The organism is Streptomyces sp. NPDC003284, assembly GCF_053589675.1.
Genome location: NZ_JBSFSI010000001.1, coordinates 187,825 through 210,014, shown reverse-complemented (window position 1 = coordinate 210,014; position 22,190 = coordinate 187,825). Strand labels below are relative to the sequence as shown.

Genomic DNA, 22,190 nt, shown 5'->3' with positions numbered 1-22,190 from the left:
CGGACGGTCAGGCGGCCTTCTGGGACGCGGCGGCCTCGGGGCGCAGATCGGCCAGGGTGAGCCGGTGCGCCGGCGGGTCGGGCAGGACGGTGCGCGCGGTGGTGGCGAGGTCCGGGCCGACGTGCAGGAGTTCACCCGGTGCCATGAGGCGCCAGCCGGGATTGTCGTCCATGCGTTCGCTGGCGACGACCACGGCGGGCAGCCCGGCGAGATCGTCCGAGTGCACCCGCATCCGGCCCCGGGTGCCGCTGTGGTCGAGATGGCGTCCCCCGTGCGGGCCGCCCACCGGGCGCTCCAGCACATACAGCTCGTGGGTGTCGGGGTAGCGCAGCGCCCACAGTTCGTCCGGGGTGACGAGGATCAGATTGAGGGCGTAGACGGGCAGGTTCGCGGCGATCCAGCCGGCCGCCCGCCGGACACCGGCGCCCACGTCGCCGCCGTGCTCGCGGATCTCGCGGGTGATGAGCGCGAAGAACCGCTCGGAGTCGGTGTCACCGGCCACCAGCGACCGGTCGGCGCCCAGGTGCGCGTCGAGCCGGTCCAGGCCCTCGATCACGCCGTTGTGCGCGAACAGCCGCCCGTCCTGCGCGAACGGATGGGTGTTGCGCGCGTCCAGGCCCCCGGTCGAGGCGTAGCGGATGTGCGCGAGGAAGGTGGCGGACTCCGCCTGCCGGGCGTCCTCGGCGAACGCCCGGTCCTCGAAGGCGGCGATCGGGGCCTTGTCGATCCGCGGGGTGCCGTCCGGGGCGAAGTAGCCGAGGCCGGTGCCGTCCGGGTCCCGGTGGCTCTGCTTGCTGAGGCTGTCGGGGGCGTCCAGGAGCCAGAAGGTGGCGCGGGTGCGGCGTGGGGCACTGCTGAGGCCGAACAGACGGCACATCGGGTACCTCCTCGGTCAGTCGCGGCCGGGGCTGCGTGGGTTCTTGGTCTCCGCGCCGTGCGCGAACCCGCCGGCGTCGTCGGCGGTGCGGTGCGGCTCGTTCTGCTTGTCCAGCCGGGGCAGGACGCGGCGCAGATCGGCCAGGAGCAGATCGGCGAGGTCGTGGCTGAAGCCGTTGCGGACCACGATCCGCAGCACGGCCAGATCGGTGCGGTTCTTCGGGAAGGTGTACGCGGGCACCAGCCAGCCGCTCTCGCGCAGCGCGGCGGAGACGTCGAAGACGCTGAAGTGGTCGGTGCCCTCGCTCATCCGGAACGCGAAGACCGGGATCTCGCTGCCGTCCGTGATCAGCTCGAACGGGCCGAGCCGCGCGATCTCGGCGGCGAGCCGGGTGGCGACGTCCCGGCAGGTCTGCTGGACGCGCCGGTAGCCCTCGAAGCCCAGCCGCAGGAAGTTGTAGTACTGCGCGACGACCTGGGCGCCGGGCCGGGAGAAGTTCAGCGCGAAGGTCGGCATGTCGCCGCCGAGGTAGTTGACGTGGAAGACGAGGTCGTCGGGGAGGGCCTTCTTGTCCCGCCACAGGGCCCAGCCGACGCCGGGCATGACGAGCCCGTACTTGTGCCCGGAGGTGTTGATGGAGGCGACCCGCGGCAGCCGGAAGTCCCACTCCAGGTCCGGGTCGAGGAAGGGCGCGATCATCCCGCCGGAGGCGCCGTCGACATGGACCGGGATGTCCAGGCCGGTGCGTTCCTGGAGGTCGTCGAGCGCGGCGGCGATGGCGGCGACGGGCTCGTAGCTGCCGTCGAAGGTGGAGCCGAGGACCGCGACCACCCCGATGGTGTTCTCGTCGCACAGCTCGACGGCCTGCTCGGGGGTGAGGTGGTAACGGTCCCCCTCCATCGGCACGTAGCGCGGCTCGACCTCGAAGTAGTCGGCGAACTTCTCCCAGCAGATCTGGACGTTGATGCCCATGACCAGATTGGGCCGGTCGGCGGGCTTGCCCTCGGCGCGGCGCCGGTGCTGCCAGCGGCGCTTGAGCGCGAGCCCGCCCAGCATGGCCGCCTCGCTGGAACCGGTGGTGGAGCAGCCGACCGCCTGGCGCGGGTCCTCGGCGTGCCAGAGCCGGGCGAGCATGTGGACGCACCGCGTCTCGACCTCGGCGGTCTGCGGGTACTCGTCCTTGTCGATCATGTTCTTCGCGGCGCACTGGTCCATCAGCCGCCGCGCCTGCGGCTCGGCCCAGGTGGAGACGAACGTCGCCAGGTTCTGCCGGGCGTTGCCGTCGAGCATCAGCTCGTCGTGCACGATCTGGTACGCCGTGTCCGGGTCCATCTCCGCCCGGGGCAGCGCGTACCGCGGGACCTGAAGGGGCTCGCGGCTGAAGACCGGGTTGATCGCCAGGTCGCGGCTGTCGCCCTGGTCGTCACGAGAATGCCTCACCGTCATGCGCGCTCCGTCCTCCGCCTGTCGTCGGTGTACCTGGGGCCGGTCCCGGTCGAGGGTGCTCGCCGCTACCGCTCCAGGAAGTCGAAGAGCCGCTCCCAGCGGTCGGTGATCGCGTCCGGGTCGAAGCGACGCACACTCCGCAGGGCCTGCTCGCCCATCCGGTCGCGCAGCTCCTCGTCGGACATCAGCCGCACGAGGTGGCGGGCGAGTTCGGAGGTGTTGCCGGGCCGGGCCAGCAGCCCGTCCTCCTCGTGGCCGACGATCTCACGGACGCCGGGCGCGCAGTCGAACGCGACACAGGGCACGCCGCTCGCCATCGCCTCCAGCAGCACCAGCGGGAAGCCCTCGCCGCGGGAGGACTGCACGAAGACGGAGGAGGCGCGCAGCGCGCCGGGCACGTCGTCGGTCTGCCCGGCGAAGTCCACCGAGTCCTCGACGCCCAGTTCGGCGCACCGGCGGCGCAGCTCGGCCTCGGACTCGCCGCGGCCGTAGATGCGCAGGGTCCAGCCGGGCTGCCGGGGCGCGGCCTCGGCCCAGGCGTCCAGGAGCAGGTCGACGCCCTTCTCGTGGGAGAGACGGCCGATGCTCGCCACGACCTTCTCGGTGCGCGGGGACGGCTCGCCGGGCGCCAGGGGCAGCGGGTTCGGCATGAAGCCGAGGTTGTTCATGCCCTCGCCGACCCAGCGGTCGGCGTCCTCCTGGGTGAGGGCCAGCAGCCGGTCGACGGTGCCGTAGTACTTCTTCACCCGGCCGAAGCGGGACGACTTGCGGGCCGTCTCGAAGGACTCGTGGGTCATGCCGATCACGGTGTGCCCGGCGGTGTCCGCGAGGGCCACCCACTCCATCGCCCACACCTGCGTGACGATGACGACCGCGCCGGGCGCTGCGGCCCGGAAGAGGCCGGTGAGGCGGCTCGCGGCGGCGCGCATGTGGGCGTCGTGGCGGCGCACGGCCGGGTCGGCGGAGCCGAGCAGCCGACGGGGGCGCGGGCGGCCCGGCGGGCGGCGGGCGTACAGCGTGACGGTGCGGAACGGCGGGTTCTCGCCGAGGTCCATCGGGTGCCCGGCCGGGGCGATGCCGACGATGGTGACCCGGTGGCCGCGGCCCGCGAGCAGTGTCGCGAGCTGGGCCTGCCAGCGGCCCACGCCGCCGAGTTCGTCGACCTCGTTGGCCACGAAGAAGATGTCGCGCTGGGTCATCGGGCCTCTCCCGCGGGGCCGAAGAAACGGTCCACGATCTGCGCCGCGGCGTCCCCGCGGTCGTACTCGCCGTACTTGTCCACGAACTCCTTCAGCCGCGCCTCGTACGTGGCGTGCACGGCGTCCAGGTCGCCGATGGCGGCGAACAGCTCCTCCGGTGTGCGCGGCGCCGGGCCCGGCGCCTCCGCGAGCAGGTCGAAGTAGGTGCCGCGGGTGTCCTCGGCGTACTCCTCCCAGTCGTGGACGTAGAACACCAGGGGGCGCTGGAGCAGGGCGTAGTCGAACATCACCGAGGAGTAGTCGGTGATCAGGGCGCCGGCGAGCAGCAGCAGCGGGGTGATGTCCGGCTCCGCGCTGACGTCGATGACGCGCCCGGCCACCGAGGGGGGCAGGGTGAGCCGGTTGAGGTAGTGGGCGCGCACCAGCAGGACGTGGTCGTCGCCGAACCGGTCGGCGAACTCCTCGACGTCGAAGGGGAACGCGAAGTCCCGTACCCGGCCGTCGCGATGGGCGCGGAAGGTGGGCGCGTACAGCAGCACCTTCTTGGCCGGGTCGATGCCGAGGCGCTCGGCGAGCCGCCGGGCCCGGGGGTCCGGCGCGGTGGACTCGCGGGCCCGGACCAGGGCGTCGTTGCGCGGGTAACCGGTGCGCAGAAGTTTGTGCTCGGGGATGCGGTAGGCGCGGGCGAGGGTGCGCACATCGTGCTCGCTGCGGACCACGAAGTGGTCGAAGCGGTCCAGGGCCTGCTGGTAGGAGCGCTGCTCCTGCTCGGACTGCATGCGCTGGGAGGGCTCGTCGAAGCCCATCCGCTTGAGCGCGGAGCCGTGCCAGGTCTGGATGTACGTCGTGCCGGGGCGCTTGGCCAGGCGCAGCGGGAAGCCCTGGTTGTCGATCCAGAACTCGGCCTGGGCGAGCGCCTTGAGGTACCGCCACGACCAGCGGCGCACCAGCTCGGCGTCCTCGGGGAAGCCCTTGGGACGCTCGCCCGCGTAGGACCAGATGGCGGTGACGGGCACCTCGCGGCGGCGCAGTTCCTCGTAGACGGCGCGGGGGCTGTCGCTGTACTGCTTGCCGAGGTGGCTCTCCAGGACGACGGTGCCCTTGCGGATGGGCAGCCTGGTCAGCATGCGCTCGTAGACCTGGAGCTTGCGGGCGCCGGAGTTCAGGTCGCGGCGCACGGCGCGCAGCTTGCGGTAGGCGCCCTTGGCGGCGCGCGCGGGGCGGCCGTGCAGGTTGCGGCGGACCGCGGCGTGTCCGGCGCGGGCGGCCTGGCCGTGCTGGGCGAGCCGGAAGGCGAGGTGGCCCTTGGCGGACACCTGGGCCTCGATGCGGTCGGCCAGCAGCCGGGTCAGCCGCGGCCGGACGGGCAGGGCCTCGGTGTTCTCCAGGTCGACCGTGCCGACGGTGAGCCGGCTGGTGGTCCTGGTGCCGTCCGCGGTGAGGTGCAGCCGGACGTCCCAGACGTCGTCGATGATCCCGAGGGGACGCAGGCGGCGGCTCAGGGGCACCTCGGCCCGCCAGGCGATGGTGTCGCCCTCGTGGCTGAGGGCGGTGACCGGGAAGCTGAACGTCTGGAGGCTGCGCCGTCTGGCCCGGAACTCCAGCTCGGCCGAGAGCTTCGCCCCGGGGGCGATGACGCGCAGCGGGTTGACGATCTCCCCGGCGAGCCGGACGTCCCCGTCGTGCGCGGTGTAGTCGGTGAGCCGGTTGCGCAGGGACATCTGGTTCAGGCGCTTGGCGTGGTAGCCGAGGGTGGTGACGTCCAGGAGGGAGCGCATCTCGGGGTCGTCGAGGTAGCGGTCGGTCCAGTAGATCCGGCCGTCCCGCTCGGCCAGCGGGGTGGCGATCTTGTGCCGGTTGATCAGGGTGTCGATGGCCGGCATCAGGTCGGCCCAGTCCTCGCGCAGCAGCAGTTGGGCGCAGATGGCGTGGACGCGGTCGAGTTCGGCGTAGGCGGCCTCGGGGAAGTCCTGGACGTAGCCGCGGGCCAGTTCGGCGAAGCCGTGCCGGTAGTCGTCGTCGAGGAAGGGCAGTTCCCGCAGATAGAGCACGAGGTCGTGCTTGAGGAACTTGATGTCCTTCCACAGCTTCAGCCGGTCCTGGCCCTGGCGGTCCAGGAGGGCGTCGATACGGCGGTGGATCTCGACCCGGTCGGCGAAGTTCCTGATCTCGCCGCGCCGGTTGCTGATCGACTTGGCGGCGGTCTTCTCCACCACGTTCCAGTGGTAGACCGTGTTCGGGATGAGGGTGATGCGCCGCGCGGCCAGATACGCCTGGGCGGAGAACAGCAGGTCCTCGTAGTGGATGCCGCGCGGGAAGGCCAGGTCGTTGTCGAGGAGGAAGCGGCGCCGGTAGCACTTGTTGGTCGACAGGGTGTCGAAGACGAACAGGTCCGGCAGCTCGGCGACCGATTCGAGGGTGCGGGTGGTGCGGTACAGCCACGGGTACCAGGCGACGCGCTTGCCGTGCCGGTTGTCGGTGTACACCCGCACGCACAGGCCGGAGACGAGGTCGGCCTCGGTGCGGTCGGCGGCCTCGACCATGTTGCGGCAGGCGTTGCGCTCCAGCGTGTCGTCGCTGTCCAGGAACATCACGTACCGGCCGCGGGCGGCCTTGACGCCCTGGTTGCGGGGCTCGCCGCAGCCGCCGCTGTTCTCGGGGAGCCGGATGGCCCGCACCTTGCCGGGGTGGGCCGCGGCGAGCGCCTGCGCGACGGCGAAGGAGCCGTCCGTCGAGCAGTCGTCGGCGATGACCACCTCGACATTGCGCAGACTTTGCTCAAGAACGGAACCGACGGCCGCCGGAAGTCGCTCCTCGTCGTTGTAGACGATGACGACAACACTCACGTCCGGCTCGGGCGCGACGCTCGACACGGCCACCTCTCGTCTCTGTACCGTGGGGGGTTTGCGATGGGGCGGACGCCACCCTACAGCCCGTAGGGTCCGCACCGGCCCCCACCCCCTTCAAACTACGTCAATGCGACAATACGCCGCTCCGCTGACACGCTGCGTCGTGGGCCGCCCGGCCGTCCGCCGCCCGGCATGCCCGACTCGGCGGCTCCGCGCACACGAGCCGTCCGGGCCGCGCGGGGGTGCGAACTGCCGCCCGCCGGGCGGTACTTCACCGCACGCCGGGGCCGCGGCCCGAGGCTCGACGGTACCGTGCCGCCACGGCACCGGCCCGCGGGGCCCCGGGCGGCTCGGGTCAGTCCTCGTGACCGAGCTGGAGATCGCGTTCGGTGCGTCCGCCGCCCGCGACCTGGAGCACCGTGGCGACCGGCGGATACCCGGCCGCGATCACGGTGTACTCGCCGGAGGACAGGTCCACGAACCGGAACGTTCCGTCGGGTCCGGTGGTGAGTGTGTCGACGACGTTGCCCGCCGCGTCGAGCAGCGTCACGCGCGCGTCCTCGACGGCCCGGCCGCCGCTCGCCCGTACGGTGCCGCGCAGCACGGCGCCGCCCGCCAGCTCGACGTCCTGGCGGGTCTCGCGGGCGGCCTGCACGCTGACCGGCAGGGCGGCCGGGCGGAAGGCGGGCGCACTGGCGGCGAGGGTGTACTCCCCCGCGACCAGCTCCGTGATGACGTAGCCGCCCTCGCGTCCGCTGCGGGTGCTGGCGACGACCTCGCCGTGCACATTGGTGAGGGTGACGGTGGCCTCGCGCACCGGGCTGCCGTCCGCGGTGCACACGGTGCCCGCCAGGCGCCCGGCGCCGCCGAGGACCACGTCGAGTTCCACGGGGCGCTCGCCGACGGTCACCGAGACGGCCTGCGGCTGGTGGCCCCCGGCCGAGGCGATCAGGACGTACGAGCCGCTGCCCGGTGTGGACAGCGCGTAGCGGCCGTCCTCGCCGCTCGCGCCCCGCCCCACCTGGAGGCCGCCGACGTCGATCAGCGTGAGGGCCGCGCGCGGCACGACGGTCCCGTCCGCGTGCTGCACCGTGCCGCACACGGGGACTCCGGCCGGGTGGGGCACCCGGGCCGGCGGCACGTCGGCGGGGACGTACGCCACCGGCTCGGTCTCGAAGGCGGCGGGGGCGTGGGTGTGGTGGGACACCAGCGGTTTCTCCTTGAGGAAGAAGGCGATGATCAGGCCGAGGACGAGCACCGGGACCAGATAGAGGAAGATGCGCGGCATGGCGTCGGCGTACGCCCGGATGTAGGCGTCGCGCAGGGCCGGCGGCAGCGCCCGGACCGTCTGGGGGGTGATCGACTCGGGGTCGGGGAGGGCGGCGCCCGCGCGGGCGGGCAGGCGCTCGCGCAGGGCGTCGGTGAGACGGCCGGCGAAGAGGGTGCCGAAGACGGCGGCGCCGACGCTGCCGCCGATCTGCCGGAAGTAGTTGTTGGCGCTGGTGGCGGTGCCGAGGTCGGCGGGGCGCACGGAGTTCTGCACGGCCAGCACCAGGACCGGCATCACCAGGCCGATCCCGGCGCCCAGGACGGCCATCCACAGGCTGTACGCCGCCCGGGAGGTGTCGACCTCCAGACGGGACAGCAGCCACATGCCGACGGCGGACAGGGCGCTGCCGAGCAGCGGGTACATCCGGTAGCGGCCGGTGTGGCTGATGAGCTGCCCGGAGACGATCGACGCCACCACGATGCCGCCCATCATGGGCAGCATCAGCAGTCCGGACTCGGTGGCCGAGGCGCCGTCGACCATCTGGAGGAAGGTCGGCAGATAGCTGGCCGCGCCGAACAGGGCGACGCCGATGACCAGGCCGACCAGACCGCTGATGTTGAAGACGGAGTCGCGGAAGAGCCGCAGCGGGATCAGGGGCTCGGCGGCGAAGCGCTCGGCGACGACGAAGAGGACGGTGGCCGCGGCGGCGCCCGCGCCCAGGCCGAGGATGACCCGGGACCCCCAGGCGTACTCCGTGCCGCCCCAGCTGGTCAGCAGGACCGCGCAGGTGGAGGCGGCGCCGAGCAGCAGGGTGCCGAGGTAGTCGAAGCGTGCCCTGGTGCGCGGCCGGGGCAGCTTCAGCACCAGGGTGACGACGAGCAGCGTGACCAGGCCGAAGGGCACGTTGACGTAGAAGCACCAGCGCCAGGAGAGATGGTCGGTGAAGTAGCCGCCGAGCAGGGGTCCGGCGACGGAGGCCAGTCCGAAGGCGGCGCCGATGAGCCCCATGAACCGGCCGCGCTGCCGGGGCGGCACGATGTCCGCGATGATCGCCTGGACGCCGATCATCAGACCGCCGGCGCCGAGCCCCTGCACGGCGCGGTAGGCGATCAGCTGGTCCATGGTCTGCGCCCGGCCGGCCAGCGCGGAGCCGATGACGAAGACCGCGATGGCGAACTGGAAGACGCCCTTGCGGCCGACCAGGTCGCCGAGCTTGCCGTAGACGGGCAGTCCCACGGTGGCCGTGAGCAGATAGGCGGTGATCGCCCACGACATCCTGTCCAGGCCGTGCAGTTCCCCGACGACCTTGGGGAGCGCGGTGGCGACGATCATCTGGTCCAGGGCGGCCAGCAGCAGCGCGAGCATCAGACCGACGAAGACCAGCCGGATCCGGCGCGGGCCGAGGGCGTCGGCGCCGGCCGGGGGCGCGGCGGGGTCCGGGCCGGCCGCGACGGGATGCGGACCGGCCGCGGCGCGGGTCTCGGCCCGCGCCACGACCGGTTCGTCCTGCGCCAGAGTGATCCCGCCCACGTGTCCTTCTCCCTCGTCGCACCGTCGCGCTCGTCGCACTCGCGCGGATTGCGCGCGTAAAGCGACAACTACGGACAGCGCGCCGGGTTACGGCGCCGGGCGGGCCGGTGCGGAGATCACCCGAACCGGTGAAGGGGCCAACACGGGCCCGGAAGGGGCGAGTTGCCCCGGTGGTGCTACTTCTCCACCTCGGTGGCGAGGTTGGCGAGCAGGGCTTCGTAGATCCGGCCGAGGCCCTTGGGGGCGAACGTCTTCTCGAAGAAGCCGCCGATGCCGCCGGCGCCCTGCCAGGTGGTGGTGACGACGACCCGCGAGCTGCCCTCGCCGGCCGGGGTGACCCGCCAGGTGGTCACCATGGACGAGTTGCGGTCCTTCTCGACCAGTTCGCCGTCGGTGGGCTCGCTGACCTCCAGGAGGCAGTCGCGGATCCGCTTGCTGGTGGCCTGGAGCTTCCAGTGGACGAGGGTGCCCTCGCCGTCGCCGCCCTCGCGCACCTCGTACTCGCTGAAGTGCTGGGGCAGCAGCCGCCCGCGGGTGCCGCTGTAGTCGGCGAGGGCGTCGAACACCTTCTCCGCGTCCGCCGCGACGACCCGCTCCGTAGTGGCCTCGACCTGCGCCATGGGGTTCCTCCAGGACATCCGTTCTCAGGGTGGGGGGCCAGCCAACCACCCCGCTCACCGGGCCCCCAAATCGGGGGGCGGCAAGTGATCGGACCCGGCGCGCGGAGCGATCGCGAACGGTGCCGGAACGGCCCGGCCGCGGTCGTCCGCACGATCAAGGGAACAAGTGTTCTATTCTGTGGGCAGTGCTACCGAGGAGGCGTCATGCGCTGGGACAACCTCACAGCGGGCCCCGTGAACCCCGAAGACCCGGCGGACCCGGCGGAACAGGCCGGCTCCCGGGACCCCGGCGAGCCCGCCGTCGAACACGGCCGGGCGGACGCGGCGCTGTTCGGCGCCGACGCGGTCACGACCCGCACGTTCGACACCCCGGAATTCGCGGGGATCACCTTTCACGAGGTCCGGGCCCGTTCGATCCTCAACCGGGTGCCCGGCGCCTCCCGGATGCCGTTCGAATGGACGGTCAACCCCTACCGTGGCTGCACGCACGCGTGCGTCTACTGCTTCGCCCGCAAGACCCACAGCTATCTGGACCTGGACACGGGCCTCGGCTTCGACACCCAGATCGTGGTCAAGGTGAACGCACCCGAGCTGCTGCGCCGCCAGCTCTCCGCCCGCCGCTGGCAGGGCGAGCACATCGCGATGGGCACCAACGTGGACTGCTACCAGCGCGCCGAGGGCCGCTACCGGCTGATGCCGGGCATCATCTCCGCGCTGCGCGACCACGCGAACCCGTTCTCGATCCTGACCAAGGGCACGCTGATCCTGCGCGACCTCGAACTGCTGAAGCAGGCCAACGAGGTCACCGACGTGGGCATCTCGGTCTCCGTGGGCTTCACCGACCCCGGGCTGTGGCGCACCGTGGAGCCGGGCACGCCCGCGCCGGAACGCCGTCTGGACGTCGTGCGCACCCTCGGCGAGCACGGCATCGGCTGCGGGGTGCTGATGGCGCCGGTGATCCCCTTCCTCGGCGACGACCCGGCCCAGCTGCGGGCCACGGTGCGGGCGATCGCGGCGGCGGGCGCCACCTCCGTCACACCGCTGACGCTGCACCTGCGGCCCGGCGCCCGCGAATGGTTCATGGCCTGGCTCGCCGCGCACCACCCGCACCTGGTGCGCCGCTACGAGCGCCTGTACGCCGACGGCTCCTACGCCCCCAGGTGGTACCAGCGCCGCATCACCCGCCAGGTGCACGAACTGGCCCAGGAGTACGGCATCGGTCCCGCGCGCGCGGGAGCGGCCCGCCGCATCCGCCCGGACCGGCCGCTCCCGCACCCGGCGGACACGGCCGGGCCGAGCGAACCCGTGCAGCTCTCGCTCCTCTGAGACGGTGCCGGTGACCGTTCGAGGGCACCGGCCGGACCAATCGGGTCAATAAGGTTCATAATGCGGCGCACCGGGGGCGCTTTCCGGGACGATGCGGCGAGGATCGCGGGACGCGCGGTCCGCAGCCTCTCCGTCCTGGGAGGACGCATGAGAAGACGCGCCGCCGTACTGTGCGGTGCCGCGCTCGTCGTGGCCGGCTCCGTCACCGCCGCCCCCGCCGACGCGCGCACCGCGCGGCCCGCAGCCACCGCCCCGGCCGCCGGGATCGCCTGGAAGAAGTGCGGCACCACCGACCGACCGACCCTCCAGTGCGGCACCGTGCGGGTGCCGCTGGACCGCCGCGACCCGTCCGGGCGCCAGATCTCGCTGGCCCTGACCCGCGTCCCGCACACCGCGCGGACCTCTCAGGGCCCGCTGCTGGTCAACCCCGGCGGCCCCGGGGGCAGCGGGCTCTCGCTCGCCGGCTTCGTCGCCTCGGCGCTGCCCGAGGCGGTCGCGGCCCAGTACGACGTCATCGGCTTCGACCCGCGCGGGGTGGGCGAGAGCGGCCCGGCACTGGACTGCGCGCCGGGCCACTTCAAGGCGGTGCGCCCGGACTCGGTGCCCGCCACCCCGGCCCTCGAACAGGCCGGTCTCGCACGGGTGCGCTCCTTCGCCGACGCCTGCGCGCGCAAGTACGCGAGCGTGCTGCCCCACATCGACACCGTGGACGCGGCCCGGGACATGGACGCCGTCCGCGAGGCCCTCGGGGCGCCGCGGCTCAGCTACTTCGGCTACTCCTACGGCACCTACCTCGGCGCGGTGTACGCCAAGCTGTACCCGCACCGGGTGCGCCGCCTCGTGCTCGACTCGATCGTCGACCCGGCCGGGATCTGGTACGAGGACAACCTCCGGCAGGACGTGGCGTTCGACGCCCGCCACCGGGCGTTCCTGGCCTGGGTCGCCCGCAACGACGCCGCCTACGGGCTGGGCACCGATCCGGCGGCGGTCGAGGCGAAGTGGTACGCGATGCGGGCGGCGCTCGCGCGCGAGCCCGCGGGCGGGAAGGTGGGCGCCTCCGAACTGGAGGACACCTTCATGCCCGGCGGCTACTACAACGGCTACTGGCCGCTGCTCGCCCAGGCGTTCGCCGCGTACGCGAAGGACGGGAAGAGCGACGCGCTGGTCGCGGCCTACGACGACCTCGGCGCCGTGGACGCCTCCGGGGACAACGGCTACAGCGTCTACACGGCGGTGCAGTGCCGCGACGCCGCCTGGCCGCGCGACTGGCGGCAGTGGCGCGCGGACACCTGGGCGGTGCACGACAAGGCGCCGTTCATGGCCTGGAACAACGCCTGGTACAACGCACCGTGCGCGTTCTGGCCGGTCCCCGCCGAGCGTCCGGTGGACATCGCCAACGACGCGCTGCCGCCGGTGCTGCTGTTCCAGGCGACCGACGACGCCGCCACGCCGTACGAGGGCGGGGTGCGGGTGCACCGGATGCTGGCCGGGTCCCGGCTGGTCGTCGAGGAGGGCGGCGGCAACCACGGCATCACCCTGAGCGGGAACGCCTGCCTGGACGGGCAGTTGGCGGCGTATCTGCGCGACGGCACCGTGCCGCGCGCCCGGGGCGGCGCGGTGGCCGACGCCGTGTGCCCGAGGACGCCCGACCCGAAGCCGCTGAGCGGCAAGGCCGCGGCGGCGGTGCCCGCGCACGGCACGGGCGGGGCGCGCGGGGCCGCGGCCCTGCACGACCTGGTGCGCTTCCGCGGCTGACCGCCTGACGCGCCCTCGGGGCGGGGGCGGGGCCCGGCTGTCACACCCATGGTCCACCATGGGGACATGAGCGAGCCGACCAGGATCCCCGCGCCCGAGGGCGTCGCCCCCGCGCCCCCGTACTCCCATGTCGTCATGGCCACCGGCCGCCTCGTCGCCGTCTCGGGCCAGTTGCCCCTGGACGAGGACGGCCGGCTGGTCGGCGAGGGCGACCCGGCGGCCCAGGCCCGCCAGGTCTTCGAGAACCTGCGCCGCTGCCTGGCCGCCGCGGGCGCCGGCTTCGACGACGTCGTCAAACTCACCTACTTCGTCACGGACATCGCCCACCTCCCCGCCGTCCGCACGGCCCGCGCCGCCCACATACCCGACGACCGCCTCCCCGCCTCCTCCGCCGTCCTGGTCGCCGCCCTGGTGCGCCCCGAATTCCTGATGGAGATCGAGGCGTTCGCGGTGGTGAGCGGGTGAGCGGAGCCCGGCTGCGCGAGGCCGCACCGCGATGCGCGCTCCCCACACGGCGGGGCGGCTGGACGGTCGGCCCCGCTGCTGCGGGACGGTGAAGTCACCACCGGAGACACCGGGTCGCGCACCCGCGCCCGAGGTGCGGTGCAGCCGGGGGCCGAGCGGCTGAGACGGCGGCTGAGCTGGAGTCAGCCGCGTCTCGGGAGGCGGGCCAGGGCGTGGACCGCCGCTTCGGCCAGCGGCGGGTGGGCCAGGGCCTCGTCGAGGACCGGGCGGGCGCGGGCGTCGCCCAGGGCGCCGAGGCCCTCCACACAGGCCAGCGCCACCCGGCGGTAGGGGTCGTGCGGGCGCAGCCGGCGGCGCAGGGTGGTGATCAGCGCGGGCACGGACTCGGGGGCGCGCAGGGTGACGAGCAGCCGCACGGGGTGCAGGGCGTAGGCGACGCGGAGTTCGTTGGTGGCGAGGGCCGCCGCCGCGCGGGCCGTGCGGGGGTCGCCGAGGCGGGCCAGGGCGTACGCGGCGCTCGCGCAGCGCGGCGGGTCGCGGTGGTTGAGCAGCAGGACGAGGGACTCGAAGGCGCGCCGGTCACCCGCGAGTCCCAGCCGGAACGCGGCCAGTTCCCTGGCCCACAGCGGCCGTCCCGCGGCGGTCAGGACGGCGGCCAGGTCGTCCGGGTCCTCGGTCCGCGCCAGTTGCCGGTACTCGGCCGTCCCTCCGGACTCCTGCCGTAAGCGTTCCGTGAGTGATCGCAACTCTTCGTCCACGAAGGCCACGATAGAGGCGTGCCGGGCCGCACGGGACACCCCGCGCGCAGCAAACTCAGGGGGCTAGGGCCTGTCGTCACATTCCCGCCTGCCCCGCGACGACAGGCCCTAGCGCGCTCGTTACCCACGGGTTAAGCTCAGACGAGCGAGTTACCCACTCGTATCGACTCGCGGCGGCCTGGTGACGCAGCCACCGCGAGCGCTGTCGGTCCGGTGCCTCTGGTTCCGGCGCGTGTTCCGCTGTACGACCCGGCTCCGGGACAGAGCCGGCCGGCCTCGTGCCGCACGGACGTGTGCGCGTCCGCGGCGCGGGCTCCCGGGCGTGTGCGCCAGGACCTGACGGTCCCCGGCAGCCCGGCAACACCCGCACCCTCTCCCTCCGCACCCGGTGCGCCCGCGCGGCGCACCGGGTCGCGCTCCCAGTCGTCACCCCTCATTCCTGGAGTCCCGCGATGGCCGCTCCCCGCCCCGACACCCCTCTGTCCCCGTTCAAGACCGTGGCCGTCGTCGGCCTCGGCACCATGGGCACCGGCATCACCGAGGTCCTGGCCCGCGCCGGCCGCGAGGTCGTCGGCATCGACATCGACGAGGCCGCGGCCGCCCGGTCCGTCGCCGCCCTGGAGTCCTCCACCGCCCGCGCCGTGGCGCGCGGACGGCTGACCGAGCAGGAGCGCGCGGACGTCCTCGCCCGCGTGCGCACCTCGGCCGACCTGTCCGCCGCCGCCGACGCCGACCTGGTCATCGAGGTCGCGCCGGAGTCGTACGAGGTCAAGCAGCAGATCTTCCGTGAGCTGGACCGCTTCGTGCGGCCCGGGACCATCCTGGCGACCGGCACCAACGCGCTGTCGGTGACCCGGCTCGCCGCCGACTCGGCCCGCCCCGAGCGCGTGCTCGGCCTGCACTTCTTCAACCCGGCCCCGGCGATGCGGCTGGTGGAGGTGGTCTCCTCGGTGCTGACCGCGCCGCAGGCCGTCGCCGCCGTCACCGACCTCGCCGCCGAACTGGGCAAGGAACCGGTCGCGGTCGGCGACCGGCCCGGATTCGTCGCCGACGGGCTGCTGTTCGGCTACCTCAACCAGGCCGCCGCGATGTACGAGGCCAAGTACGCCTCCCGCGAGGACATCGACGCCGCGATGCGGCTCGGCTGCGGCCTGCCGATGGGCCCGCTCGCCCTGCTCGACCTGATCGGCGTGGACACCGCGCGCACCGTCCTGGAGGCCATGTACGCCGCCTCGCACGACCGGCTGCACGCGCCCGCGCCCATCCTCAGGCAGCTCAGCGAGGCGGGCCTGACCGGCCGCAAGGCGGGCCGCGGCTTCTACACCTACGAGTCGCCGGGCAGCGGCACCCTCGTGCGGGACGCCCTCACCCCGCCGGAGGGCGACGCGCCCGCCCCCGGCCGGCCCGTGCGCGTGATCGGGGTGGCCGGCTCGGGCACCATGGCGTCGGGCATCGCCGAGGTGTTCGCGAAGGCGGGCTACGAGGTCGTGCTCGCCGCGCGCACCGCCGGGAAGGCGGAGGCGGCCAGGGCCCGCGTCGGCGGGTCGCTGGCGCGCTCGGTGGACCGGGGCCGGATGAGCGCCGAGACCGCCGCGCAGGCCCTCGACCGGATCACGGCCACCGGCACGTACGACGACTTCGCGGACGTCGATCTGGCGGTGGAGGCCGTCGCCGAGGACCTGGCCGTCAAGCAGCAGGTGTTCGCGACGCTGGACAAGGTCTGCAAGCCGGGCGCGGTGCTCGCCACCACCACCTCCTCGCTGCCGGTGATCGCCTGTGCCCGTGCGACCTCGCGCCCGCAGGACGTGGTCGGCATGCACTTCTTCAACCCGGCACCGGCCATGAAGCTGGTCGAGGTGGTGCGCACGGTGCTGACGGCGGACGACGCCCACGCCACGGTCCGCAGGGTGTGCGCCGAGGTCCGCAAGCACCCGGTGGACTGCGGCGACCGGGCCGGATTCATCGTCAACGCGCTGCTGTTCCCGTACCTCAACAACGCGATCAAGATGGTCCAAGAGCACTACGCCAGCCTCGACGACATCGACGCGGCGATGAAGCTGGGCGGCGGCTATCCGATGGGGCCCTTCGAGCTGCTGGACGTGGTCGGTCTGGACGTCTCGCTGGCCATCGAGAAGGTGCTGCACCGCGAGTTCCGCGATCCGGGCCTGGCCCCGGCGCCCCTGCTGGAGCATCTGGTGGCCGCGGGCTGCCTCGGCCGCAAGACGGGCCGCGGCTTCCGCGAACATGCCCGGCGCTGACCGCTCCGGCGGCCGGTCCCGGCCCGCGGACGGACGGCCGCGGCCGGGAGAGGAGCGGTGCGGGCCGGGCGGCGAGCGGTTCCGTGCCGCGAGGGAGTGGGGCGGGCTGCTGGACCCGGCCGCCCCGCCCCCGCCCGCCGGGGGCGGTGAAGGCCGGGGACCTGCGCATCGGGCCGCGCCCATGCAGTACGTTCAGGTCATGCCCCAGCCCGCCAAGTCCTCACGCACCCCCGCCACGTCCGACGCGCCGGAGAGCGCCGCGGGCTCCCGCGCCGCCGCGCAACGGCTCAAGATGCGCCGGGAGCTGGCCGCCGCCGCGATGGAGCTGTTCGCGACGAAGGGGTACGAGGCGACCACGGTCGACGAGATCGCCGCGGCGGCCGGGGTCGCCCGCCGTACCTTCTTCCGCCACTTCCGCTCCAAGGAAGAGGCGATCTTCCCCGACCACGACGACACCCTGATCCGGGCCGAGGCGGTGCTGAACGCCGCCCCCGCGCACGAGCATCCGCTCGACACGGTGTGCCGCGGCATCAAGGAGGTCATGAAGATGTACGCGGCGCGGCCGGAGATCTCGGTCGCCCGCTACAAGCTGACCCGCGAGGTGCCCACGCTGCGCGAGGCGGAGATCGCCTCGGTGGCCCGCTACGAGCGGCTGTTCACCCGCTATCTGCTGGGGCACTTCGACGAGCGGGCGCACGCCGACGACGCCAACGACGATCCGCTGCTGGCCGAGGTCGCCGCCTCGGCGGTGGTCACGGCGCACAACCACGTGCTGCGGCGCTGGCTGCGGGCGGACGGCCAGGGCGACGTGGAGACCCAGCTCGACCACGCGTTCGCGATCGTCCGCAGGACCTTCGGGACCGGGATCGGGGCCGGCCGTACGACCACGGCGACTGCCGCCTCCGCCCCCTCGGCCGGGGCACCCGGAGCGCCCGTGCCGCCCGCGGCCGTCTCCCGGCAGGGCGAGGTGCTGGTGACGGTCGCCCGGACCGACGCCCCGCTGGACGAGGTCATGCGCGCCATCGAGGAGGCGCTGAAGGAGCGCTGAGCCAGACCGCTGTGACAACGGCCACCCCGACGGGGTGGCCGTTTTGGTGTGTCCGGGCCTGTTTTCGAGCGGTCCTCCACCCGCACACGATCGATCATCGCTCATCTGTCGGGTAAAGATTTCACCTGAGCGCAATATCTGGCACTCAGTGCCTTGTCAGCTGACACGCGGTGTCATACGTTGATGGTGTCCGGGCTGTCCCGGCAGGCCCACCGCCTGCGCGCCCGGACGCCTGCGTCACAGGCACCCTCCCGCGCCACAAAGCGCCGCCACGCACCAGCCGCCGCACCCGCGGCACCCGCCGGACCGACGGCACCCCCTCTGCACCCCTCAGCAGCACCGACGTACCCCTCAGCGCCCCTCCCTCAGGGCGCTCACCGCCGGAGGCAACACCGTGACCGTGAAGGACATCCTGGACGCGATCCAGTCCCCGGACGCCACGTCCGCCGACTTCGCCGCCCTGCCGCTCCCCGAGTCGTACCGCGCCATCACCGTGCACAAGGACGAGACGGAGATGTTCGCCGGGCTGGAGACCCGCGACAAGGACCCGCGCAAGTCGCTGCACCTGGACGAGGTGCCCCTGCCCGAACTCGGGCCGGGCGAGGCCCTGGTGGCCGTCATGGCCTCCTCGGTCAACTACAACTCGGTGTGGACCTCGATCTTCGAGCCGCTGTCCACGTTCGGCTTCCTGGAGCGCTACGGCAAGGTCAGCGAGCTGACCCGCCGTCACGACCTGCCGTACCACATCATCGGTTCCGACCTGGCGGGCGTGGTCCTGCGCACCGGGCCCGGCGTCAACGCCTGGCACCCCGGCGACGAGGTCGTCGCGCACTGCCTGTCCGTCGAACTGGAGTCGTCCGACGGCCACAACGACACCATGCTCGACCCCGAGCAGCGCATCTGGGGCTTCGAGACCAACTTCGGCGGCCTGGCGGAGCTCGCACTGGTGAAGTCCAACCAGCTGATGCCCAAGCCGGACCACCTCAGCTGGGAGGAGGCCGCCGCCCCCGGCCTGGTCAACTCCACCGCCTACCGCCAGCTCGTCTCCCGCAACGGCGCCGGCATGAAGCAGGGCGACAACGTGCTCATCTGGGGCGCGAGCGGCGGACTCGGCTCGTACGCCACGCAGTTCGCGCTGGCCGGCGGCGCCACCCCGATCTGTGTCGTCTCCTCGCCGCAGAAGGCCGAGCTGTGCCGGGCGATGGGCGCCGAGGCGATCATCGACCGCACCGCCGAGGACTTCCGGTTCTGGAGGAACGAGCACGAGCAGGACCCGCGCGAGTGGAAGCGCTTCGGCAAGCGCATCCGCGAACTCACCGGCGGCGAGGACGTCGACATCGTCTTCGAGCACCCAGGCCGCGAGACCTTCGGCGCCTCCGTCTACGTCACCCGCAAGGGCGGCACCATCGTCACCTGCGCCTCCACCTCGGGCTACCACCACGAGTACGACAACCGCTACCTGTGGATGTCGCTGAAGCGCATCATCGGCTCGCACTTCGCCAACTACCGCGAGGCGTGGGAGGCCAACCGCCTGATCGCCAAGGGGAAGATCCACCCGACGCTCTCCAAGGTCTACTCCCTGGAGGACACCGGGCAGGCCGCCCACGACGTGCACCGCAACGCCCACCAGGGCAAGGTCGGCGTGCTCTGCATGGCCCCCGAGGAGGGCCTCGGGGTGCGCGACACGGAGCTGCGCGCCCGGCACGCCGACGCCATCAACCGCTTCCGGAACGTCTGAGGGACCCATGACTGAGCGTCAGACCGCGCAGCCGCCGAAGGAGCGCGACCGGCCCTGGCTCATGCGCACCTACGCCGGCCACTCCACGGCCGAGGCGTCCAACGAGCTGTACCGGCGCAACCTCGCCAAGGGCCAGACCGGTCTGTCGGTCGCGTTCGACCTGCCGACGCAGACCGGCTACGACCCCGACCACATCCTCGCGCGCGGCGAGGTCGGCCGGGTCGGCGTGCCGGTCGCGCACCTCGGTGACATGCGCCGGCTGTTCCGGGACATCCCCCTGGAGCAGATGAACACCTCGATGACCATCAACGCCACCGCGATGTGGCTGCTGGCGCTCTACCAGGTCGTCGCCGAGGAGCAGGGCGCGGACATCACCCGGCTCCAGGGCACGACGCAGAACGACATCGTCAAGGAGTACCTGTCCCGGGGCACCCATGTGTTCCCGCCGGGTCCCTCGCTGCGCCTGACGACGGACATGATCGCGTACACGGTCTCCCACATCCCCCGGTGGAACCCCATCAACATCTGCAGCTACCACCTCCAGGAGGCCGGGGCCACACCGGTGCAGGAGATCGCGTACGCGATGTCCACGGCGATCGCCGTCCTGGACGCGGTGCGCGACAGCGGCCAGGTGCCGCCGGAGCGCATGGGCGAGGTGGTGGGCCGGATCTCCTTCTTCGTCAACGCGGGGGTCCGCTTCATCGAGGAGATGTGCAAGATGCGCGCCTTCGGCCGCATCTGGGACCAGGTCACCCGGGAGCGCTACGGCATCGAGAACCCCAGGCACCGCCGCTTCCGCTACGGCGTCCAGGTCAACTCGCTCGGCCTGACCGAGGCGCAGCCGGAGAACAACGTCCAGCGGATCGTGCTGGAGATGCTGGCCGTCACCCTCTCCAAGGACGCCCGCGCCCGCGCCGTGCAGCTGCCGGCCTGGAACGAGGCCCTGGGCCTGCCCCGCCCCTGGGACCAGCAGTGGTCCCTGCGCATCCAGCAGGTGCTCGCCTACGAGTCCGACCTGCTGGAGTACGACGACATCTTCGAGGGCTCGAAGGTGATCGAGACGAAGGTGGACGAGCTGGTCCGCACGGTGCTCGGCGAGATGGACCACATCCAGCGCCTCGGCGGCGCGCTGGCCGCCGTGGAGTCCGGCTATCTGAAGTCGCAGCTGGTCGCCTCGCACGCCGAGCGCCGGGGCCGGATCGAGTCCGGCCAGGAGAAGATCATCGGCGTCAACATCTTCGAGGGCACCGAGCCGAACCCGCTCACCGCCGATCTCGGCACCGCGATCCAGACGGTGGACCCGGCGGTCGAGGACCGGGTGGTCGAGGCGGTCGAGGAGTGGCGCACCACGCGCCAGGAGTCCTCCGACCGGCAGGGCATGGGCGATCCGTTCCACTTCCCGACCGTGCGGCAGGCGCTCGACCGGCTCAAGGAGGCGGCCGCGGGCACGGAGAACCTGATGGAGGCCACCCTGGAGTGCGCCCGCGCCGGGGTGACGACCGGCGAATGGGCCGGGGCGCTGCGCGAGGTGTTCGGCGAGTTCCGGGCGCCGACCGGGGTGTCGTCCGCGCCGGTGGCCGTCACCGCCGAGGAGGGCTCGGCCCTGTCCGGGGTGCGCCGCAAGGTGGACCTGACGGCGCGCGAGCTGGGCGTGGGCAAGCTGCGCTTCCTGGTCGGCAAGCCGGGTCTGGACGGCCACTCCAACGGCGCCGAGCAGATCGCCGTGCGGGCCCGCGACGCCGGGTTCGAGGTGGTCTACCAGGGCATCCGGCTCACCCCCGAGCAGATCGTGGACGCGGCGCTCGCCGAGGACGTGCACGCGGTGGGCCTGTCCATCCTGTCCGGCTCGCACGCGCGGCTGGTGCCGGACGTGCTGGAGCGGCTGCGTGTGGCCGGTGCCACAGACATCCCGGTGATCGCCGGTGGCATCATCCCAGGCGGTGACGCCGAACAGCTGAGGGCCGCCGGAGTGGCCGCCGTCTTCACCCCGAAGGACTTCGACATCACCGGCATCATCGGTCGCATCGTCGACGAGATCCGGAAAGCGAACAAGCTCGACCCCCTGGAGGTTCCCGTATGACCAGCCCCGCTCCCCAGGCCGACCGTCTGCGTCCGCGGCGCTCGTGCCTGGCCGTCCCGGGCAGCAACCCGCGCTTCCTGGAGAAGGCGCAGGGACTCCCCGCCGACCAGGTCTTCCTGGACCTGGAGGACGCGTGCGCACCGCTGGCCAAGCCCGAGGCGCGGCACACCATCGTCAAGTTCCTCAACGAGGGCGACTGGACGGGCAAGACGCGGGTGGTCCGGGTCAACGACTGGACGACCGAGTGGACGTACCGGGACGTCGTCACCGTGGTGGAGGGCGCCGGCCAGAACCTGGACTGCGTCATGCTGCCCAAGGTGCAGAGCGCCCAGCAGGTGGTGGCGCTCGACCTGCTGCTGACGCAGATCGAGAAGACCATGGGCTTCGAGGTGGGCCGTATCGGCATCGAGGCGCAGATCGAGAACGCGCAGGGCCTCAACCACGTCAACGAGATCGCCGCGGCCTCCCCGCGCCTGGAGACGATCGTCTTCGGCCCGGCCGACTTCATGGCCTCCATCAACATGAAGACACTGGTCGTGGGCGAGCAGCCGCCGGGCTACCCGGCGGACGCCTACCACTACATCCTGATGAAGATCCTGATGGCCGCCCGCGCCCACGACCTCCAGGCGATCGACGGCCCCTACCTCCAGATCCGCGACGTCGACGGCTTCCGCACGGTCGCGGGGCGCGCCGCCGCGCTCGGCTTCGACGGCAAGTGGGTGCTGCACCCCGGCCAGGTCGAGGCCGCCAACGAGGTCTTCTCGCCGTCGCAGGAGGACTACGACCACGCCGAGCTGATCCTGGACGCGTACGAGTACTGCACGTCCGAGGCGGGCGGCAAGAAGGGCTCGGCGATGCTCGGCGACGAGATGATCGACGAGGCCAGCCGCAAGATGGCCCTGGTCGTGGCGGGCAAGGGACGGACGGCCGGGATGCGGCGCACGTCGAAGTTCGAGATCCCGGAGGGCTGA

15 protein-coding genes are annotated in these 22,190 nt (G+C 72.7%); 8 read left to right on the top strand and 7 right to left on the bottom strand.

The genetic code is table 11. The features are described 5' to 3' along the window. Positions 1-7 precede the first annotated feature (7 nt). The 6 genes from ACWDYF_RS00885 to ACWDYF_RS00860 form a co-directional block, all read right to left on the bottom strand. Positions 8-877, bottom strand: a complete 870-nt coding sequence (locus ACWDYF_RS00885) for a class II glutamine amidotransferase (RefSeq protein ID WP_389464494.1) — start codon at positions 875-877, stop codon at positions 8-10. 15 nt (positions 878-892) lie between these two features. Further along, a complete protein-coding gene (locus tag ACWDYF_RS00880; RefSeq protein ID WP_381740094.1) occupies positions 893-2,323 on the bottom strand; it encodes a glutamate decarboxylase in 1,431 nt (476 codons plus the stop codon). A 65-nt stretch (positions 2,324-2,388) separates the two neighbouring features. Continuing rightward, on the bottom strand, positions 2,389-3,522 hold the full coding sequence (locus ACWDYF_RS00875) for a glycosyltransferase (RefSeq protein WP_381740093.1): 1,134 nt from the start codon (positions 3,520-3,522) through the stop codon (positions 2,389-2,391). Continuing rightward, complete coding sequence (locus tag ACWDYF_RS00870; RefSeq protein WP_389464496.1) at positions 3,519-6,401, bottom strand: bifunctional glycosyltransferase/CDP-glycerol:glycerophosphate glycerophosphotransferase; 2,883 nt, start codon at positions 6,399-6,401, stop codon at positions 3,519-3,521. The genes ACWDYF_RS00875 and ACWDYF_RS00870 overlap by 4 nt, the downstream gene beginning before the upstream one ends. 325 nt (positions 6,402-6,726) lie before the next feature. Then, on the bottom strand, positions 6,727-9,171 hold the full coding sequence (locus ACWDYF_RS00865) for an MFS transporter (protein WP_389464497.1): 2,445 nt from the start codon (positions 9,169-9,171) through the stop codon (positions 6,727-6,729). A gap of 176 nt (positions 9,172-9,347) precedes the next feature. Beyond that, positions 9,348-9,791, bottom strand: a complete 444-nt coding sequence (locus tag ACWDYF_RS00860) for an SRPBCC family protein (protein ID WP_037889577.1) — start codon at positions 9,789-9,791, stop codon at positions 9,348-9,350. A gap of 204 nt (positions 9,792-9,995) precedes the next feature. Between ACWDYF_RS00860 and ACWDYF_RS00855 the strand changes: the two genes are divergently transcribed. The 3 genes from ACWDYF_RS00855 (at position 9,996) to ACWDYF_RS00845 (ending at position 13,337) form a co-directional block, all read left to right on the top strand. Continuing rightward, positions 9,996-11,117: an Rv2578c family radical SAM protein gene (locus tag ACWDYF_RS00855; RefSeq protein ID WP_381740089.1), complete on the top strand. Its 1,122-nt coding sequence runs from the start codon at positions 9,996-9,998 to the stop codon at positions 11,115-11,117. A 147-nt stretch (positions 11,118-11,264) separates the two neighbouring features. Then, entirely contained in the window at positions 11,265-12,872 is a 1,608-nt protein-coding gene (locus tag ACWDYF_RS00850) for an alpha/beta hydrolase (protein WP_389464498.1), read from the top strand. A gap of 66 nt (positions 12,873-12,938) precedes the next feature. Continuing rightward, positions 12,939-13,337, top strand: a complete 399-nt coding sequence (locus ACWDYF_RS00845; protein ID WP_389464499.1) for a RidA family protein — start codon at positions 12,939-12,941, stop codon at positions 13,335-13,337. A 182-nt stretch (positions 13,338-13,519) separates the two neighbouring features. Here ACWDYF_RS00845 and ACWDYF_RS00840 read toward each other — a convergent pair whose 3' ends face one another. Beyond that, positions 13,520-14,095 carry an adenylosuccinate lyase gene (locus ACWDYF_RS00840; RefSeq protein ID WP_026253209.1) on the bottom strand — a complete coding sequence of 192 codons (576 nt, stop codon included), beginning with the start codon at positions 14,093-14,095 and terminating at the stop codon, positions 13,520-13,522. Positions 14,096-14,547: 452 nt separating this feature from the next. Here ACWDYF_RS00840 and ACWDYF_RS00835 point away from each other — a divergent pair, with 452 nt between their 5' ends. The 5 genes from ACWDYF_RS00835 to ACWDYF_RS00815 all read left to right on the top strand — a co-directional run bounded on the left by ACWDYF_RS00835 (position 14,548) and on the right by ACWDYF_RS00815 (position 22,190). Next, positions 14,548-16,353 carry a 3-hydroxyacyl-CoA dehydrogenase family protein gene (locus ACWDYF_RS00835; RefSeq protein ID WP_389464502.1) on the top strand — a complete coding sequence of 602 codons (1,806 nt, stop codon included), beginning with the start codon at positions 14,548-14,550 and terminating at the stop codon, positions 16,351-16,353. Between the two features lie 199 nt (positions 16,354-16,552). Beyond that, positions 16,553-17,401, top strand: a complete 849-nt coding sequence (locus tag ACWDYF_RS00830; RefSeq protein ID WP_037891377.1) for a TetR family transcriptional regulator — start codon at positions 16,553-16,555, stop codon at positions 17,399-17,401. Between the two features lie 400 nt (positions 17,402-17,801). Further along, positions 17,802-19,139, top strand: coding sequence for a crotonyl-CoA carboxylase/reductase (gene ccrA / locus ACWDYF_RS00825; RefSeq protein WP_199785566.1), 1,338 nt, complete (start codon positions 17,802-17,804; stop codon positions 19,137-19,139). A gap of 7 nt (positions 19,140-19,146) precedes the next feature. After that, positions 19,147-21,219: a protein meaA gene (locus ACWDYF_RS00820; RefSeq protein WP_381740082.1), complete on the top strand. Its 2,073-nt coding sequence runs from the start codon at positions 19,147-19,149 to the stop codon at positions 21,217-21,219. Next, complete coding sequence (locus ACWDYF_RS00815) at positions 21,216-22,190, top strand: HpcH/HpaI aldolase/citrate lyase family protein (RefSeq protein WP_389464504.1); 975 nt, start codon at positions 21,216-21,218, stop codon at positions 22,188-22,190. Before ACWDYF_RS00820 ends, ACWDYF_RS00815 begins: the two co-directional genes overlap by 4 nt.

Coding starts and splice junctions, on each gene's coding strand:
- ACWDYF_RS00830 (WP_037891377.1), top strand. CDS start 16,553: ATGCCCCAGCCCGCCAAGTCCTCACGCACCCCCGCCACGTCCGACGCG.
- ACWDYF_RS00835 (WP_389464502.1), top strand. CDS start 14,548: ATGGCCGCTCCCCGCCCCGACACCCCTCTGTCCCCGTTCAAGACCGTG.
- ACWDYF_RS00850 (WP_389464498.1), top strand. CDS start 11,265: ATGAGAAGACGCGCCGCCGTACTGTGCGGTGCCGCGCTCGTCGTGGCC.
- ACWDYF_RS00820 (WP_381740082.1), top strand. CDS start 19,147: ATGACTGAGCGTCAGACCGCGCAGCCGCCGAAGGAGCGCGACCGGCCC.
- ACWDYF_RS00880 (WP_381740094.1), bottom strand. CDS start 2,323: ATGACGGTGAGGCATTCTCGTGACGACCAGGGCGACAGCCGCGACCTG.
- ACWDYF_RS00855 (WP_381740089.1), top strand. CDS start 9,996: ATGCGCTGGGACAACCTCACAGCGGGCCCCGTGAACCCCGAAGACCCG.
- ACWDYF_RS00815 (WP_389464504.1), top strand. CDS start 21,216: ATGACCAGCCCCGCTCCCCAGGCCGACCGTCTGCGTCCGCGGCGCTCG.
- ACWDYF_RS00860 (WP_037889577.1), bottom strand. CDS start 9,791: ATGGCGCAGGTCGAGGCCACTACGGAGCGGGTCGTCGCGGCGGACGCG.
- ACWDYF_RS00885 (WP_389464494.1), bottom strand. CDS start 877: ATGTGCCGTCTGTTCGGCCTCAGCAGTGCCCCACGCCGCACCCGCGCC.
- ACWDYF_RS00845 (WP_389464499.1), top strand. CDS start 12,939: ATGAGCGAGCCGACCAGGATCCCCGCGCCCGAGGGCGTCGCCCCCGCG.
- ACWDYF_RS00875 (WP_381740093.1), bottom strand. CDS start 3,522: ATGACCCAGCGCGACATCTTCTTCGTGGCCAACGAGGTCGACGAACTC.